Source organism: Superficieibacter sp. BNK-5 (assembly GCF_047456055.1).
GTDB lineage: Bacteria > Pseudomonadota > Gammaproteobacteria > Enterobacterales > Enterobacteriaceae > Superficieibacter.
Genome location: NZ_CP179893.1, coordinates 4,487,492 through 4,502,717 on the forward strand (window position 1 = coordinate 4,487,492; position 15,226 = coordinate 4,502,717).

The 15,226-nt window shown below is 54.7% G+C and carries 13 protein-coding genes; 6 read left to right on the top strand and 7 right to left on the bottom strand.

What is annotated here, in order from left to right:
• Window positions 1-19 precede the first annotated feature (19 nt).
• On the bottom strand, window positions 20-1,489 hold the full coding sequence (locus ACMGGS_RS21530) for an amino acid permease (protein ID WP_414164306.1): 1,470 nt from the start codon (window positions 1,487-1,489) through the stop codon (window positions 20-22).
• Window positions 1,490-1,726: 237 nt separating this feature from the next.
• Window positions 1,727-2,593, bottom strand: a complete 867-nt coding sequence (yieE, locus tag ACMGGS_RS21535; RefSeq protein ID WP_414164307.1) for a DNA-binding transcriptional regulator YeiE — start codon at window positions 2,591-2,593, stop codon at window positions 1,727-1,729.
• Window positions 2,594-2,711: 118 nt separating this feature from the next.
• On the opposite strand from yieE, the gene ACMGGS_RS21540 reads away from it, so the two are divergent.
• Both ACMGGS_RS21540 and nfo read left to right on the top strand, forming a co-directional pair.
• A complete protein-coding gene (locus tag ACMGGS_RS21540; protein WP_176919034.1) occupies window positions 2,712-3,761 on the top strand; it encodes a YeiH family putative sulfate export transporter in 1,050 nt (349 codons plus the stop codon).
• 72 nt (window positions 3,762-3,833) lie between these two features.
• Window positions 3,834-4,691 (top strand): deoxyribonuclease IV, encoded by an 858-nt coding sequence (gene nfo, locus ACMGGS_RS21545; RefSeq protein ID WP_414164308.1) that lies wholly within the window; start codon window positions 3,834-3,836, stop codon window positions 4,689-4,691.
• A gap of 56 nt (window positions 4,692-4,747) precedes the next feature.
• On the opposite strand, the gene fruA is transcribed toward nfo, so the two are convergent.
• From fruA to fruB, 3 genes are read right to left on the bottom strand one after another with little or no spacing between them, the layout of a single operon-like run.
• Complete coding sequence (gene fruA / locus ACMGGS_RS21550; RefSeq protein WP_414164309.1) at window positions 4,748-6,442, bottom strand: PTS fructose transporter subunit IIBC; 1,695 nt, start codon at window positions 6,440-6,442, stop codon at window positions 4,748-4,750.
• Between the two features lie 16 nt (window positions 6,443-6,458).
• The gene (gene fruK / locus ACMGGS_RS21555; RefSeq protein WP_414164310.1) at window positions 6,459-7,397 is read right to left on the bottom strand and encodes a 1-phosphofructokinase; all 939 of its coding nucleotides are present in this window, start codon (window positions 7,395-7,397) and stop codon (window positions 6,459-6,461) included.
• Window positions 7,394-8,527: a fused PTS fructose transporter subunit IIA/HPr protein gene (fruB, locus tag ACMGGS_RS21560; RefSeq protein ID WP_414164311.1), complete on the bottom strand. Its 1,134-nt coding sequence runs from the start codon at window positions 8,525-8,527 to the stop codon at window positions 7,394-7,396. Before fruB ends, fruK begins: the two co-directional genes overlap by 4 nt.
• A 369-nt stretch (window positions 8,528-8,896) precedes the next feature.
• On the opposite strand from fruB, the gene setB reads away from it, so the two are divergent.
• Window positions 8,897-10,078: a sugar efflux transporter SetB gene (setB, locus tag ACMGGS_RS21565; protein WP_176919029.1), complete on the top strand. Its 1,182-nt coding sequence runs from the start codon at window positions 8,897-8,899 to the stop codon at window positions 10,076-10,078.
• Here the strand turns inward: setB and ACMGGS_RS21570 are convergent.
• The gene (locus ACMGGS_RS21570; protein ID WP_414164312.1) at window positions 10,075-10,329 is read right to left on the bottom strand and encodes a YkgJ family cysteine cluster protein; all 255 of its coding nucleotides are present in this window, start codon (window positions 10,327-10,329) and stop codon (window positions 10,075-10,077) included. The two genes, setB and ACMGGS_RS21570, sit on opposite strands and share 4 nt — an antisense overlap.
• 149 nt (window positions 10,330-10,478) lie before the next feature.
• Here ACMGGS_RS21570 and yeiP point away from each other — a divergent pair, with 149 nt between their 5' ends.
• The gene (gene yeiP / locus ACMGGS_RS21575) at window positions 10,479-11,051 is read left to right on the top strand and encodes an elongation factor P-like protein YeiP (protein WP_414164313.1); all 573 of its coding nucleotides are present in this window, start codon (window positions 10,479-10,481) and stop codon (window positions 11,049-11,051) included.
• A gap of 266 nt (window positions 11,052-11,317) precedes the next feature.
• Here the strand turns inward: yeiP and uxuA are convergent, their stop codons facing one another.
• Window positions 11,318-12,508: a mannonate dehydratase gene (gene uxuA, locus ACMGGS_RS21580; RefSeq protein WP_414164314.1), complete on the bottom strand. Its 1,191-nt coding sequence runs from the start codon at window positions 12,506-12,508 to the stop codon at window positions 11,318-11,320.
• A 206-nt stretch (window positions 12,509-12,714) separates the two neighbouring features.
• Here uxuA and ACMGGS_RS21585 point away from each other — a divergent pair, with 206 nt between their 5' ends.
• Together ACMGGS_RS21585 and ACMGGS_RS21590 are read left to right on the top strand one after the other, a co-directional pair.
• Window positions 12,715-14,181, top strand: coding sequence for a mannitol dehydrogenase family protein (locus ACMGGS_RS21585; protein WP_414164315.1), 1,467 nt, complete (start codon window positions 12,715-12,717; stop codon window positions 14,179-14,181).
• Between the two features lie 58 nt (window positions 14,182-14,239).
• Window positions 14,240-15,217 (top strand): CobW family GTP-binding protein, encoded by a 978-nt coding sequence (locus ACMGGS_RS21590; protein WP_414164316.1) that lies wholly within the window; start codon window positions 14,240-14,242, stop codon window positions 15,215-15,217.
• Window positions 15,218-15,226: the final 9 nt, after the last annotated feature.

Consider the following 15,226-nt stretch of genomic DNA (forward strand, 5'->3'; position numbering starts at 1 on the left):
TCGCTATTCACAGATGGCCTTATTTCTTAAACCGTTCAGGAAATTTCATCTCCCGATAGCTCACAAAGCGCGTACCTTTGCTGAGTTTGTAGCCGAACCAGATAATCAGAAACAGCGGAATACCAATATAGGTCGCCGCGATGCTGCCCCAGTCGATAGTATCGCTCAGGAACGCTTCGTAGTTCTGCCCCAGAGTGATAATCAGGCACAGCACGAAGGCGAAAATCGGCCCAATCGGGAAGAAACCAGACCGATACGGCAGATCGTTGATGTCGTGTCCCTGCAATACATAGCCACGGCGGAAACGATAATGACTGATGGCAATCCCCAGCCAGGCGATGAAACCCGTCATGCCTGACGTATTCAACAACCACAGATAAACGGTCTGATTACCAAACATCGAGGTCAGGAAACAGAGACCGGCAATCACCGTGGTGGCATACAGCGCGTTACGCGGCACGCCGCCTTTCGACAGTTTTGCAAAGATGCGCGGCGCTTTGCCATCGCAGGCCAGGGTGTAAAGCATACGCGTTGAGGCATACATGCCTGAGTTACCCGCCGACAGCACCGCCGTCAGGATCACCGCATTCATGATTGCCGCCGCGGAAAGCAGGCCCGCATGCTGGAATACCAGGGTGAACGGACTGACGCTGATATCTTTCACATCATTGCGCAGCAGGCTCGGATCGGTATAAGGAATAATCAGGCTGATAATCAGGATCGCAAAGACATAAAACAGCAGGATACGCCAGAACACCTGACGCACCGCGCGAGGAATGTTTTTCTCCGGATCTTCAGATTCTCCGGCGGCAATCCCGATAAGCTCGGTTCCCTGGAAGGAGAAGCCGACGATCATCGCCACGCCAATCATTGCCGCAAAGCCACCGGCAAACGGCGCTTCGCCGATGCTCCAGTTGCTCCAGCCCGCCGGTTCAGCCCCCTGGAAAATGCCGAGGATCATCATCAGGCCGACGATAATAAAGATGACGACCGTCGCCACTTTGATCAGCGAGAACCAGTATTCTGCTTCACCGAAACCTTTCACCGAGATGTAGTTCAGCAGGAAAATCACGCACAGGAACAGCGCGCTCCAGATCCAGCCCGGCGTATCCGGGAACCACCAGTTCATTACCAGCTGTGCGGCAACCAGATCCACGGCGATAGTCACCGCCCAGTTGTACCAGTAGTTCCAGCCCAGTGCGAAGCCAAAACCTTCTTCAACATATTGCTGACCATAGGTAGCGAATGAACCGGATACTGGCATATACGCCGCCAGTTCACCCAGACTGGTCATCAGGAAATAGACCATCAGGCCGATGAGAATATAGGAAAACAGCGCGCCGCCTGGACCCGCCTGAGAAATTGTCGCTCCGGAAGCAACAAACAAACCTGTACCGATGGAGCCGCCAATGGCAATCATCGTCAGATGACGCGCCTTGAGTTCGCGACGTAGCGCGGGCGCTTGTGTGGTTTTAGTTTGGGAAACCATAGGAAAATGCTGTCCATCCAAAAATTGAGGCGCGATTGTAGCAGACCAAACGGCTCTCATCCGGCACAAATGCGCAGTTATAAGAGACCTTCATGATCATCCAGGGATTATAAGTAAAGCAGCCCTTTGCGATTATGGCGAATCAATGCAATGCCCAAAGTGAGGCAGTGCACAGGGAGATCGAGAGAGAGATTTTCACTCACGGGAGAAAGGCGCGTTCAGAACACTGGCGAAACATTATCCATCACAATAGCTCAAAAAACGCAGTAAAGCGTTCGACAGCCGCTTCTGCCGGTGGCTAATGCGCCATAGCGTGCGTGTCAGGCGTGGCAACGACGTTTCGATTTCACGCAGCGTTCGCGACGCCAGCTGTTCAGCAATGACGCGCCGTGAAAGGCAACTGATCCCCAGTCCATGACGAACCGCGTGTTTAATCGCTTCCGAGTTGCCCAGCTCCATTCCCAGCCGAAACTGTGGCAGATGGGAAAGCAGCAGGAAATCGACGATTTCGCGGGTGCCAGAGCCATGCTCACGCAGGATCCAGGGAGCTGCCGCCAGCGCGTCGAGCGTCACCGGCTTATCAAACAGCGGCGAGGTGGGCGCAGCGAAAATCACCAGTTCATCTTCAAGCCACGGTTCGGCAATAATATCAATATGATGGCAAGGCCCTTCGATAAGGCCAATGTCGACACGAAAATCCGCTACCGCATTCACCACATCCTGACTATTACCCACGCTCATCTCAAGCGGCAGTTCGGGAAAGTCATGCCGATAACGGGCAATCACTTCCGGCAGAATATAATTGCCGATGGTGCTACTGGCCGAGACACGGATCGCGCCGTTATCTTCTTTAAACAGCTTTTCTATTTCGCCCGCGTCTTCAAGCAGCAAAAGCGCACGTGAATAAAGCAGCCGCCCGTGTTCATTGACCACCAGCCGCTTCCCTACCCGGTCAAAAAGCTGCACGCCCAGCTGACCTTCCAGCTCGGTTAGCGCCGCGCTCACGGCGGATTGCGACAGCGACAACATTTGCGACGCCTGGGTTGTGGAACCACATTTGAGCACCTCAACAAAGACTTCAAGCTGGCGTAGCGTGATATGCATAACGGTTCCTGAGGTAAGAAAAGCGCTTACCACTTATTCTGATTAATTATAAACATATAATCAATTTCATTTTTATATCGCTGCGGCATAACCTTATAGCCTGATTAAGGAGAGGGTTATGACTGAAGTAATCACAGGGACACCACAGCGCCGGGTATGGCGATTTATTCCAGGGCTGCTATTAAGCGCCGTACTGGTGAGTATTGCCATCTGGGCTGGCTCTTTTCCGGCCGTCGCTGGCGCTGGTTTTAGCGCCCTGACGCTGGCGATCCTGCTCGGGATGCTCATCGGCAACACCGTTTATTCCGGCCTGAGCCAGCATTGTGATACCGGCGTGCAATTCGCTAAACAGCGTCTGCTACGCCTTGGGATCATTTTATATGGCTTCCGTCTGACCTTTGCCCAAATTGCCGATGTCGGCGTCAGCGGCGTGGCAATTGACATTCTTACCCTGTCCAGCACCTTTTTGATCGCCTGCGTTGTTGGGCAAAAACTCTTTGGGCTTGATAAACAAACGACGTGGCTTATCGGCGCAGGTAGCAGTATCTGCGGTGCGGCGGCGGTGCTGGCGACCGAGCCGGTGGTCAAGGCCGAGGCCAGCAAAGTGACCGTCGCCGTCGCCACGGTGGTAATTTTTGGCACCATCGCCATTTTTCTCTATCCGGCGATGTATCACCTGCTGGGCATGTGGTTCAGCAGTGAAAATTACGGCATTTATATTGGATCGACGATGCATGAAGTGGCCCAGGTGGTTGCTGCTGGTCACGCCGTTGCGCCACAGGCGGAAAACGCGGCGGTCATTACCAAAATGATCCGTGTCATGATGCTGGCCCCTTTCCTGCTCATTCTGGCCGCGCGGGTGCGCCAGTTAGCCCCCGCCTCCGGTGAGCAGAAAAGCAAAATCACTATTCCGTGGTTTGCGGTCATGTTTATCGTGGTCGCCATTTTCAACTCATTTCATCTGCTGCCAAAAGCCATCGTTGATATGCTGATTACGCTTGATACGATTTTCCTTGCCATGGCGATGGCGGCGCTTGGGCTGACGACCCACGTTAGCGCGCTGAAAAAAGCGGGGGCTAAACCGCTGTTAATGGCGCTGATGCTCTTTGTCTGGCTGATCGTCGGTGGCGGTGCGATTAACCTGCTGGTGCATACGCTATTGAGATAAACCCTACAACTTCCTCCTGTTAACCCGCTATGATAGAGCGTCTTGCCCTGGCGGGTTTAACAGGAGTTTTTTATGAAGTATGTTGGAGCGCATGTCAGTGCCGCTGGCGGCCTGGCGAATGCCGTTATTCGCGCCGCTGAAATTGATGCGACGGCCTTTGCACTGTTCACCAAAAATCAGCGCCAGTGGCGCGCCGCGCCGTTGAACGAGGAAGGCATTACTGCTTTTCAGGCGGCCTGCGAGAAACATCAGTATTCTCCCGCGCAAATCCTGCCCCACGATAGTTATCTCATTAATCTCGGCCATCCCGTTACCGACGCGCTGGAAAAATCGCGCGAGGCATTTATTGATGAGATGTCACGCTGTCAGCAGTTGGGCTTAACGCTGCTAAACTTCCATCCCGGCAGCCATTTACAGCAAATCCCGGAAGACGACTGTCTGGCGCGGATTGCCGAATCCATTAATATCGCGCTGGAAAAAACCCAGGGCGTAACCGCCGTGATTGAAAATACGGCCGGCCAGGGCAGCAATCTCGGTTTTAAATTTGAACATCTGGCGGCCATTATTGACGGCGTTGAGGATAAATCCCGCGTTGGTGTGTGCATAGATACCTGCCACGCCTTCGCCGCCGGGTATGATTTGCGCAGCGCGGAAGCCACGGAAAAGACGTTTGCCGAGTTTGAACGGATCGTTGGTTTTACTTACCTGCGTGGGATGCATCTTAACGATGCGAAAAGCCAGTTTGCCAGCCGGGTTGACCGCCATCACAGCCTCGGCGAAGGCAATATAGGTCACGACGCCTTTCGCTGGATCATGCAGGATGACCGTTTTGACGGCATTCCGCTCATTCTGGAAACGGTCAATCCGGATATCTGGGCAGAAGAGATCGCCTGGCTGAAAGCGCAGCAAACGCAAGAGAAGGTAGCGTAAAGACATGAATAAAAAAGGCCGATAAATCGGCCTTTTTTTTTCACATCAGCAGAGGATTAAGCGACTTTCGCCACCGTCTCAGCGTCCGGACGTTTCAGGAGCGCATAAGACAGCCCTGCCACCAGCGTACCGATGACAATGGCCAGCAGGTAGCCAAGAACCGGAGTAATCGCCCCTGGGATCAACAGCACAAACAGACCACCGTGTGGTGCCATCAGTTTTGCGCCCACCGCCATAGAGATCGCACCGGTCACTGCGCCGCCAACGATACAGCATGGCAGGACACGCATCGGATCGCGCGCCGCGAAAGGAATCGCCCCTTCAGAGATAAAGCACAGCCCCAGAACCAGTGCCGCTTTACCGCCTTCACGCTGACCTTTGTCAAACTTACGGCCCGCAACCAGCGTTGCAACACCCATCGCCAGCGGCGGAACCATCCCGGCGGCCATGATGGCTGCCATCGGCGCATAAGTCTGCGTACTCAACAGGCCAACCCCAAACGCGTAAGCTGCTTTGTTAACCGGGCCACCCATATCCGTACACATCATGCCGCCAAGGATCGCACCCAGCAGAACCGCGTTCGCCGTACCCATGTTTTGCAGCCATACGGTCAGCCACTGCAGGATACCCGCGACTGGTTTGCCGATCAGGTAAATCATTGCCAGCCCCACAATCAGGCTGGAGAAGAGCGGAATGATTAGGATCGGCTTCAGCGCTTCCATACTCTGCGGCAGCTTCACTTTGGTGCTGATCAGTTTTGCCACATAACCTGCCAAGAAGCCGGCGATAATCCCGCCAATGAAGCCAGAACCGCCGCTCACTGCCAGCATACCGCCGATAAGACCCGGCGTCAGACCCGGACGATCAGCAATGGAGAAGGCGATAAAGCCCGCCAGCACCGGAACCATCAGTGCAAAGGCTGAACCGCCGCCGATCTGCATCAGCGCCGCCGCCAGCGTATCTTTCACTTCAAAGGCTTTGATCCCGAAAGCGAAGGACAGCGCGATACACAGACCGCCTGCCACCACCATCGGCAGCATATAAGACACACCGGTTAACAGATGGCGATAGGCCCCTGCGCTCTCTTTTTTACTTTCGCTGCCTGCCGCCGGAGTCTGACCCGCAGGCTGATAAGGACGGGCTTCAGCCTGTGCTTTATCCAGTTCCTGAACCGTTTTCTTCAGCGCCAGTCCGGTAGAGGTGCGGTACATCGGCTTACCGGCAAACTTCGCCAGATCGACTTCGATATCGGCCGCCACAATCACCAGATCGGCCTGCGCCACTTCTTCCGGCGTAATCGCGTTACCTGCCCCTACGGACCCGCGGGTTTCAACTTTCACCCACCAGCCACGTTTTTTCGCTTCGGTTTCAATCGCTTCTGCGGCCATAAAGGTGTGAGCAACACCGGTCGGACACGCGGTCACGGCGACGATGCGTTTCGGGCCTGCTGCGGTTGCGGATGCAACAGGTGCCACGACAGGCGCACTGTACGGCGTGGCCTGCGCTTTCGCTTCGCTCAGAAAGAGTTCTGCATGAGCGACTGCGCGATTGATATCGCCAAGAAAAACCTGTTTACCGTTCAGCGCGCTGTCCGCAGGCAGGGCGTTTCCCAGAACGATCGCCAGTTCAGCGTCATTCGGGTTATCGGTGATTTCAACATGTGCTTTTTGCGCCGCAGCACCTAACAGAGTCTTCGCCATATAGGCGCGGGCCTGTCCGAGACCGGCGTCAATAATCAGCAGCGTTTTCATTATGCCTCTCCTGCTGTTAATTAAAGGGTTGTAAGTCAACGCGCGCCATCATCGCGGCTAACTGGGTACGATCGGTAATGCCTACGTTACTCTGGCTGACTGCCAGTGCAGCAACGGCGGTCGCCAGACGTAACGTGTGTTCGCTGGATTCGCGCATCAACAGGCCGTAAATCAGGCCACCGACCATGGAATCACCGGCACCCACGGTGCTGACAACGTCAACGGAAGGCGGTTTGGCGATCCATTCGCCGGAGGCGTTGACCCACAGTGCGCCTTCTGAACCGAGCGAGATTACCACGTGAGCAATACCCTGCTCGCGCAGCGCATGGGCCGCTTCGATCACATCTTTCAGCTCAGGCAGTTTACGTCCCGCCCAGATTTCCAGCTCGCGACGGTTAGGTTTAACCAGCCACGGGGCCGCTTTCAGACCGGCAACCAATGCTTCACGGCTGCTGTCGAAAATAATGCATGGACACTGGCTGCGCAGACGCGTCATCCAGTCGGTAAACGCTTCCGGGCTGACGCCGGTCGGCAGGCTGCCGCTGACGCACACCATATCGAACTGTCCCAGCCAGGTCAGGGAATCCGCGACAAAGCGCTCCCAGTCAGCAGGCGTAACGTCAAAACCGGAGAAGTTGAAGTCGGTGACTTCGCCGTCTTTCTCGGTCAGCTTGACGTTGATACGTGTACGCCCCTGCACCACCTGGAAACGGTTGGCGATGCCCAGTTCGCTGAACAGTTGCTGAAAGCCGTCCTGGTTATCTTTTCCCAGGAAACCGCCCACGGTAACGTCAATACCCAGATCCTTGAGCACTTTGGCGACGTTAATGCCCTTACCTGCGGCATGCAGGCCGGTCGTGCGCACCAGATTGACTTCACCACGCTCAACTTCAGGCGTATAGCCGACCAGATCGTAGGCTGGATTTAGCGTGATGGTTGCGACGCGACGGCTCATGCTGCGCCCTCCCCAAGACCGGCGGCAATCGCTGCGCCAATGGCGGTCAGTGCTTGTTCAGCATCTTCACCCTGAGCGGTAAAGCGCAGGCGATGGCCTTTTTTCACGCCCAGCGCGACCACTTTCATCAGACTGCGACCATTAGCGGGTTTACCGCTGCCGTCGAGGTTAGTGACGGTAATTTCGCTGTTGAATTGTTTAATGGTATTGACCAGCATAGTACCCGGACGGGCATGGAGACCGTGCTCGTTGCGCACCACAAATTCAGCGTTCAGCACATCGTCAGCCAGGGCGTCGTCACTGGTCAGCAGCGCCAGCAGCGTGGCCGCATCGGCACTGAGCAAGCGGTCCGCTTTAGTATTAAGTAGTAGCTGGCTCAGACGATCCAGCACTGGCGTAGGCTGAGAATCAGTCATTGCGACGGTGACCAGCAGCGAGGCAGCCTGACCATTAACCTCGAAGGCTGAAGAGGCACGACTCACCGCGATGGCACTGCGTAAGTTGCCTTCAGCACTGTCATTCAGCCAGATACCCTGACCGAGGTTCAGCGGCTGCTCTGAAATGGCGCGCGCAACAAAGGCCGCATCTACTGCGCCTGCTTCTTTCAGGCGACCAGCATTCAGCGCCTGTAACGTCATCAGATCGCTGGCAGCAATGTCCAGCGTCAGCGTTTCGTTATCAAGCTTCAGCATTTCGCTCTGCTTTTCGCCCATCAGCAGCGCGCGCAGCTCTTCAGCCGTGGTTGCCGTCTTCAGCTGTTCCGCGACAGAGTCATCGCTTAATACGTGTGTGAGCTGACGCAGCAGCCCGAGGTGTTCATCGGAGCTGGCCGCGATGCCAATCGCCACATACGCCGTCTGCCCTTCACCCCAGGTAACGCCCTGCGGAAATTGATAGACCTGTACGCCCGTTTTCAGCACCTGATCGCGGGTATCCGTGGTGCCATGAGGGATCGCAATACCGTTGCCGAGAAAAGTGGAGGTCTGCTGCTCGCGAGCCAGCATACCGTTGACGTAGCCATCGGCCACATTACCAGCCTGCACGAGTGCGGCGGCAACCTGACGAATGGCTTCTTCTTTATTCCCTGCCTGTTGGCCGGGATGAATATCCTGCACAGATAACTGGAACATGGGTCTCCTCTCTGCTGAATTGAATCGTTTCAGCTATAATGAGAAAAAATGCGCCATCCCGGTTACGGCTGATGGAAAGATGACGCTGAAACGTTTCAAGGAGTCTGGTACTTTCCCGCAATTCCTGCAAGAAATGTTCTGATTTGGATGACAAAATTTAGAGGTACAGCACATTTTATGACTGGTGATATCGCCGTTGCTGAAGTTTATTGGCCCCACCTGACTCCTGCTTCAGCTCGTTCAGCATCAATTTCATCGGATTTGAAAACCTGTTTTGATTTATCGTGCCAGTTTTGATTTCACTCACTGTTTATTTTACGTCAGGCGGCGTAAACTCCCGCGCTACTTCATTACGCTATAAAAAATCTGATGCAAAATATCCCTGCCGCCGCCCCACCGCGCGCTTTTGATTTCACCTCTGCGTCCTTTCTGATCGTCGCCTTTCTGACCGGAATCGCTGGCGCATTACAAACGCCGACGCTGAGTCTTTTTTTGACCAACGAAGTACATGCGCGTCCGGCCATGGTGGGGTTCTTTTTCACCGGCAGCGCCGTTATTGGCATTCTGGTGAGTCAGTTTTTAGCCGGGCGTTCAGATCGTAAGGGCGATCGTAAAAGGCTGATCGTATTTTGCTGCGTACTTGGCGTGCTGGCATGCGTGCTATTTGCCTGGAACCGTAATTATTTCATCCTGCTGTTTATCGGCGTGTTTCTGAGCAGCTTTGGCTCCACGGCCAACCCGCAGATGTTTGCCCTGGCGCGTGAACATGCTGACCGTACCGGGCGGGAAGCCGTCATGTTTAGCTCGATCCTTCGTGCGCAGGTCTCGCTGGCATGGGTCATCGGCCCGCCGCTGGCTTATGCCCTGGCGATGGGATTTGGTTTTACCGTGATGTACCTCAGCGCCGCCGTCGCCTTTGTGGTTTGCGGCGTAATGGTCTGGCTGTTCTTACCTACCATGCCGAAGCTGAATGCCACAGCCTCCGGCAGTATTGAGGCCCCTCGCCGTAACCGTCGCGATGCGCTATTGCTGTTTGTGATTTGCACGCTGATGTGGGGCACGAATAGCCTTTACATCATCAATATGCCGCTGTTTATTATCAATGAACTCCATCTGCCGGAAAAACTCGCGGGTTTAATGATGGGTACTGCCGCGGGTCTTGAGATCCCGACGATGTTGATTGCCGGATACTATGCGAAGCGCTTTGGTAAACGCTTTTTGATGCGTATCGCCATTGTCGCTGGCCTACTGTTTTATGTCGGCATGCTGACCGTCCACACGCCTGCCCTACTACTGGCCATGCAATTGCTGAACGCCATTTACATTGGCATTCTGGCAGGCATTGGGATGCTTTATTTCCAGGATTTGATGCCCGGTCAGGCTGGTTCAGCGACCACGCTTTACAGTAATACCACGCGCGTTGGCTGGATTATTGCCGGATCGCTGGCGGGCGTGGTGGCCGAGCTGTGGAGTTATCATGCGGTATTCTGGATTGCGCTGGTAATGTGCGTGGCCGGTTTCGCCTGCCTGATGCGTATAAAAGACGTTTAAGGCGCGGTCAGCGTTTCCAGCGTAATGAGATAGGTCATCGCCTGCTCTCGCGTCTCGCCGCACATGTCAGCCGAAGGTTGCAGACCCGCGCAGACGCTCGGGCGCAGCGGTGAGGTAAAGATTTTGCAACGTAAATGCTCGTCAAGCTGAATACAGGGCGTATTAGCAGGCTTGCCGTCCGGCATGCCGGGAATCGGACTGGAGATAGAAGGCGCTGTGCAACAGGCACCGCAGTCCGCGCGACACGGCATAAAAACTCTCTTTGTGAGCAGGCAAGAGATCGCACAGTATCATCTCTTACCTACTGATAGCAAAACCCTGCAAATCCTCTTGCCTGAAAGCCCCGGCGCGGGTACCTTGACGCGATATTTTCTACATCTCCGTAAACAGGATTATTGCAATGCCAAGAGCGAATGAAATTAAAAAAGGTATGGTGCTGAATTACAACGGCAAGCTGCTGATTGTTAAAAATATTGATATTCAGTCACCCAGCGCCCGTGGTGCTGCTACCCTGTACAAAATGCGTTTTTCCGACGTTCGTACCGGTCTGAAGGTAGAAGAGCGTTTTAAGGGTGACGATATTCTGGATACCGTGACGCTGACTCGCCGTTTTGTGGACTTCTCTTACGTTGACGGTAACGAATACGTGTTCATGGATAAAGAAGATTACACGCCGTTTACCTTCACGAAAGATCAAATTGAAGAAGAGTTGCAGTTTATTCCGGAAGGCGGAATGCCGGATATGCAGGTGTTGACGTGGGACGGTCAGTTGCTGGCGCTGGAACTGCCGCAGACCGTAGACCTGGAAATTATTGAAACGGCTCCGGGGATTAAGGGCGCGTCTGCCAGCTCACGCACCAAACCCGCGACAATGTCTACCGGCCTGGTGGTTCAGGTGCCGGAATATCTGACTACCGGTGAGAAAATCCGCATCCATATCGAAGAGTGCCGCTATATGGGTCGCGCTGACTAAGCAATTTAACGGAGCCGGTGGGTTTGCAATTTCCAGGCTGGGTAAGGCGAAGCCGCCACCCGGCAATGCGACTCGTCAGGCGCAGACACCGTGCCACGTTGCCCGGCGGCGCTTCGCTTGCACGGGCCTACGGTATCGTGGCAGATCGTTGATTACGGTAGCAACCATTGGTGATTTTGTAGGCTGGGTAAGCGCAGCGCCACCCGGCAATACAACTTCGCGACATAACGCGATAACGGCCCCTGCCGTTATCGCGTTTTTATGGCTTACAGCAGTTCAGGGAACAATGTCTGTTTTAGCGCCAGCTCAACGCCGCGCACTTCAGCCATCCCCTTCAAACGACCAATAGCGGAATAACCCGGGTTGGTCTTCTTACGCAGATCGTCAAGCATCTGATGGCCGTGGTCAGGACGGAACGGAATCGGACGCAGGTCCCCTGCTTTTTTGCGCCGCAGCTCTTCGGTCAGCACCGCTTTCACCACTGCCACCATATCCACGTCGCCCTGCAAATGCGCCCCTTCATGGAACGTTTTGGGATTTTCTTCCCGACAGGTGGAGCGCAGATGGGTAAAGTGGATGCGATCGCCAAAGGTTTCCACCATCCGCACCAGATCGTTGTCGGCGCGCACGCCGTAAGAACCGGTACACATGGTGAAACCGTTATTGATGCTGTCAACCGTCTCTTTCAGCCACTGCATATCTTCAATGGTGGAGACAATGCGCGGCAGCCCGAGGATGGGACGCGGCGGATCGTCAGGATGCACGGCCAGGCGGACACCCACTTCATCAGCCACAGCGACAATCGCTCGCAGGAAATATGCCATATTCTCACGCAGCTGCGCTTTATCGATATGATCGTACTCTGCCAGCCGCGCACGGAACTGATCCAGGGTGTAGCCCTCTTCTGCGCCCGGCAGCCCGGCGATAATATTGCGCGTCAGCTTTTCAATATCGTCCGCGCTCATGGCATTAAAATACGCCTGCGCCTGCTGCTGTTCCTGCTCGCTATAATCAGCTTTAGCACCGTCACGTTTAAGAATATGCAGTTCAAAGGCGGCAAACGCGATGTGATCAAACCGCAGCGCTTTGGAGCCGTCCGGCAGCGTGTATTCAAGATCGGTACGCGTCCAGTCCAGAATAGGCATAAAGTTGTAGCACACGGTATCAATACCGCAGGCGGCCAGATTACGGATACTCTGCTGATAATTGGCAATCCAGGTGTCGTACTGGCCGGAATGAGTTTTGATCTCTTCATGCACCGGAATGCTCTCGACCACCGACCAGGTTAACCCTTTTTCTGCCAGCAGCGCCTGACGCTGTTTAATTTCATCTACCGGCCAGACCTGACCGTTAGGAATGTGGTGTAATGCAGTGACCACGCCCGTTGCGCCAGCCTGACGCACATCATCCAAAGAGACCGGATCGTTCGGCCCATACCAACGCCAGGTTTGCTCCATCGCCTCACCCTCTCAAGTTGTTATACCAATTAAACCTATACGAATGATGACTACCATACATGTTTCCCTGTGACCGTCAATTTACGCGCCATCATTGATTGATCCAGCTCACATTCCCCGGATTTATCAGGCACACCAATTCATTTTGCTGTCATATAACTTTACAATAGCATTTGTTAATCTTTAGTTAACTGAGTGTGCCAATAATGAAGACTATAGCCTCCACCCCGCTGCCAGATGCTGTACAGCAGCCACATTATGACAGACAGCAATTGCGTACTCGCATTGTGCATTTTGGTTTTGGCGCATTCCATCGCGCGCATCAGGCCCTGCTGACCCATCGGGTGCTGAACACAAAAGGCGGCGACTGGGGAATATGTGAGATCAGCCTGTTCAGCGGTGATGTACTGATGAGCCAGCTTCGCCAGCAGGATCATCTTTACACCGTTCTGGAAAAAGGCGCACAGAGTAATGAGGCGATTATCGTTGGTGCCGTTAACGAATGTCTGAATGCAAAGCTGGATTCGCTGTCCGCCATTATTGAGAAATTTTGCGAGCCGCAGGTGGCGATTGTGTCACTGACCATCACCGAAAAAGGTTACTGCATCGATCCGGCCACTGGTCGCCTTGATGAAAGCCAACCGCGCATTATTCACGATCTGCAACATCCCACTGAACCGCACTCTGCGCCGGGTATTCTGGTGGAAGCGCTGTCGCGCCGCCGTGAACGCGGGCTTGCGCCGTTTACCGTGCTTTCCTGCGATAATATTCCCGATAATGGTCACATAGTGAAAAAGGCGGTTCTCGACATGGCCGCTAAACGGGATGCGGCGCTGGCGGTCTGGATTGAGCAGCACGTCACCTTCCCCGCCACAATGGTGGACCGCATCGTGCCGGCTGCCACCGAGGAATCGCTGAATGAGATTGCTGAACACCTGGGCGTGTTCGATCCCTGTGCTATTAGCTGTGAGCCGTTTATTCAGTGGGTCATTGAAGATAATTTTGTCGCAGGTCGCCCCGAGTGGGAAATCGCGGGCGTACAAATGGTGGAAGACGTGATGCCGTGGGAACAGATGAAACTGCGGATGCTGAACGGTAGCCATACCTTTCTCGCCTGTCTGGGTTATCTGGCGGGACATCAGCATATCAGCGACTGCATGCAGGATGCGCCATTTCGTCAGGCCGCCCGCCGTCTGATGTCTGACGAGCAGGCTCCCACTCTGAAGATTACCGGCGTTGATCTTAACGCCTATGCGGAGAGCCTGATCGAACGTTTTGCGAATCCCGCGCTGAAACACCGCACCTGGCAGATTGCGATGGACAGCAGCCAGAAACTACCGCAACGCATGCTGGAGAGCATACGCATTCACTTGCAGCGCCGGGATGCCTGGCCGCTACTGGCGCTGGGTATCGCGGGATGGATGCGCTATGTCAGCGGGAAGGATGATGCGGGAAATGCCATTGATGTGCGCGATCCGCTGGCTGACAAAATCCGCTCGCGGGTCGACAGCAGTGACGAATCACAGCGCGTCAACGCTCTGCTGACTCTGAAAGAAATTTTCGCCAACGACCTGCCGGAAAACGCAGAATTCGTTGATGCCGTTCAGCAAGCCTGGCAGCGGTTATGCGAGAAAGGCGCCCGTCAGGCGGTGATTGACACACTGAACGATTAACGTCGCGAGGCGCTTTAAGGTAAGCTGTAACAAAGTTGTTATAGTGTACGGAGCTTACGTGACCAAAACTAATCTCATCACTGGTTTTCTCGGCAGCGGGAAAACCACCTCCATCCTGCATCTGCTGGCAAACAAACCTGCGAATGAAAAATGGGCCGTGCTGGTCAATGAATTTGGTGAAGTTGGCATCGACGGCGCACTGCTGGCCGGAAGCGGCGCGTTGCTTAAAGAGATCCCCGGCGGCTGCATGTGCTGCGTGAATGGTCTACCCATGCAGGTCGGGCTGAATACGCTCCTGCGCCAGGGAAAACCTGACCGTCTGCTGATTGAACCAACCGGACTGGGCCATCCGAAACAGATCCTCGATATTCTGACCGCGCCAGTTTATGAACCATGGATAGACTTACAGGCAACGCTCTGTTTGCTCGATCCGCGTCTTCTGTTGGACGAGAAAGCGCTGAATAATGAAAACTTCCGCGATCAGCTGGCGGCGGCAGACATCATCGTGGCGAATAAAACCGACCGGGCGAGCGTGGAAAGCCAGCAGGCGCTGGAAAGCTGGTGGCAGCACTACGGCGGCGCACGCGAGCTGATTTTTAGCGAGCAGGGAAACATTGCGCCAGCGCTACTGGAAAAACCACGGCTGAACACGGCGTTGCTCCCCTCCGCTTCCGGACATGCTCACAGCCACGCACCGAAGCACGGTCTTGCCGCGCTTAACCTGCCTGAGCACCAGCGCTGGCGGCGCAGCCTCAATAGCGGACAAGGCTATCAGGCGTGCGGCTGGGTTTTTGACGCCGACACTCAGTTTGACACCATTGGTCTGCTTGAGTGGGCAAGACTGGCTCCCGTTGAGCGAGTAAAAGGGGTTATGCGTATCGCAGAAGGGCTGGTTCGGATTAACCGGCAGGGGCAGGACCTGCATATTGAAACGCAAAATGTCGCGCCACCGGATAGCCGAATAGAGCTTATCACTGAAGCACAGGCAGACTGGAATGGACTGCAAAGCGCACTGTTGAAGCTTCGTTTAAGCTGATGCCGCTAA

Bases quoted from the DNA above. Each gene is read 5' to 3' on its own strand.
- ACMGGS_RS21585 (WP_414164315.1), top strand. From the start codon at position 12,715: ATGAAGACTATAGCCTCCACCCCGCTGCCAGATGCTGTACAGCAGCCA.
- ACMGGS_RS21540 (WP_176919034.1), top strand. From the start codon at position 2,712: ATGACTGAAGTAATCACAGGGACACCACAGCGCCGGGTATGGCGATTT.
- fruB (WP_414164311.1), bottom strand. From the start codon at position 8,527: ATGTTCCAGTTATCTGTGCAGGATATTCATCCCGGCCAACAGGCAGGG.
- setB (WP_176919029.1), top strand. From the start codon at position 8,897: ATGCAAAATATCCCTGCCGCCGCCCCACCGCGCGCTTTTGATTTCACC.
- nfo (WP_414164308.1), top strand. From the start codon at position 3,834: ATGAAGTATGTTGGAGCGCATGTCAGTGCCGCTGGCGGCCTGGCGAAT.
- ACMGGS_RS21570 (WP_414164312.1), bottom strand. From the start codon at position 10,329: ATGCCGTGTCGCGCGGACTGCGGTGCCTGTTGCACAGCGCCTTCTATC.
- yieE (WP_414164307.1), bottom strand. From the start codon at position 2,593: ATGCATATCACGCTACGCCAGCTTGAAGTCTTTGTTGAGGTGCTCAAA.
- yeiP (WP_414164313.1), top strand. From the start codon at position 10,479: ATGCCAAGAGCGAATGAAATTAAAAAAGGTATGGTGCTGAATTACAAC.
- ACMGGS_RS21530 (WP_414164306.1), bottom strand. From the start codon at position 1,489: ATGGTTTCCCAAACTAAAACCACACAAGCGCCCGCGCTACGTCGCGAA.
- uxuA (WP_414164314.1), bottom strand. From the start codon at position 12,508: ATGGAGCAAACCTGGCGTTGGTATGGGCCGAACGATCCGGTCTCTTTG.
- fruA (WP_414164309.1), bottom strand. From the start codon at position 6,442: ATGAAAACGCTGCTGATTATTGACGCCGGTCTCGGACAGGCCCGCGCC.
- fruK (WP_414164310.1), bottom strand. From the start codon at position 7,397: ATGAGCCGTCGCGTCGCAACCATCACGCTAAATCCAGCCTACGATCTG.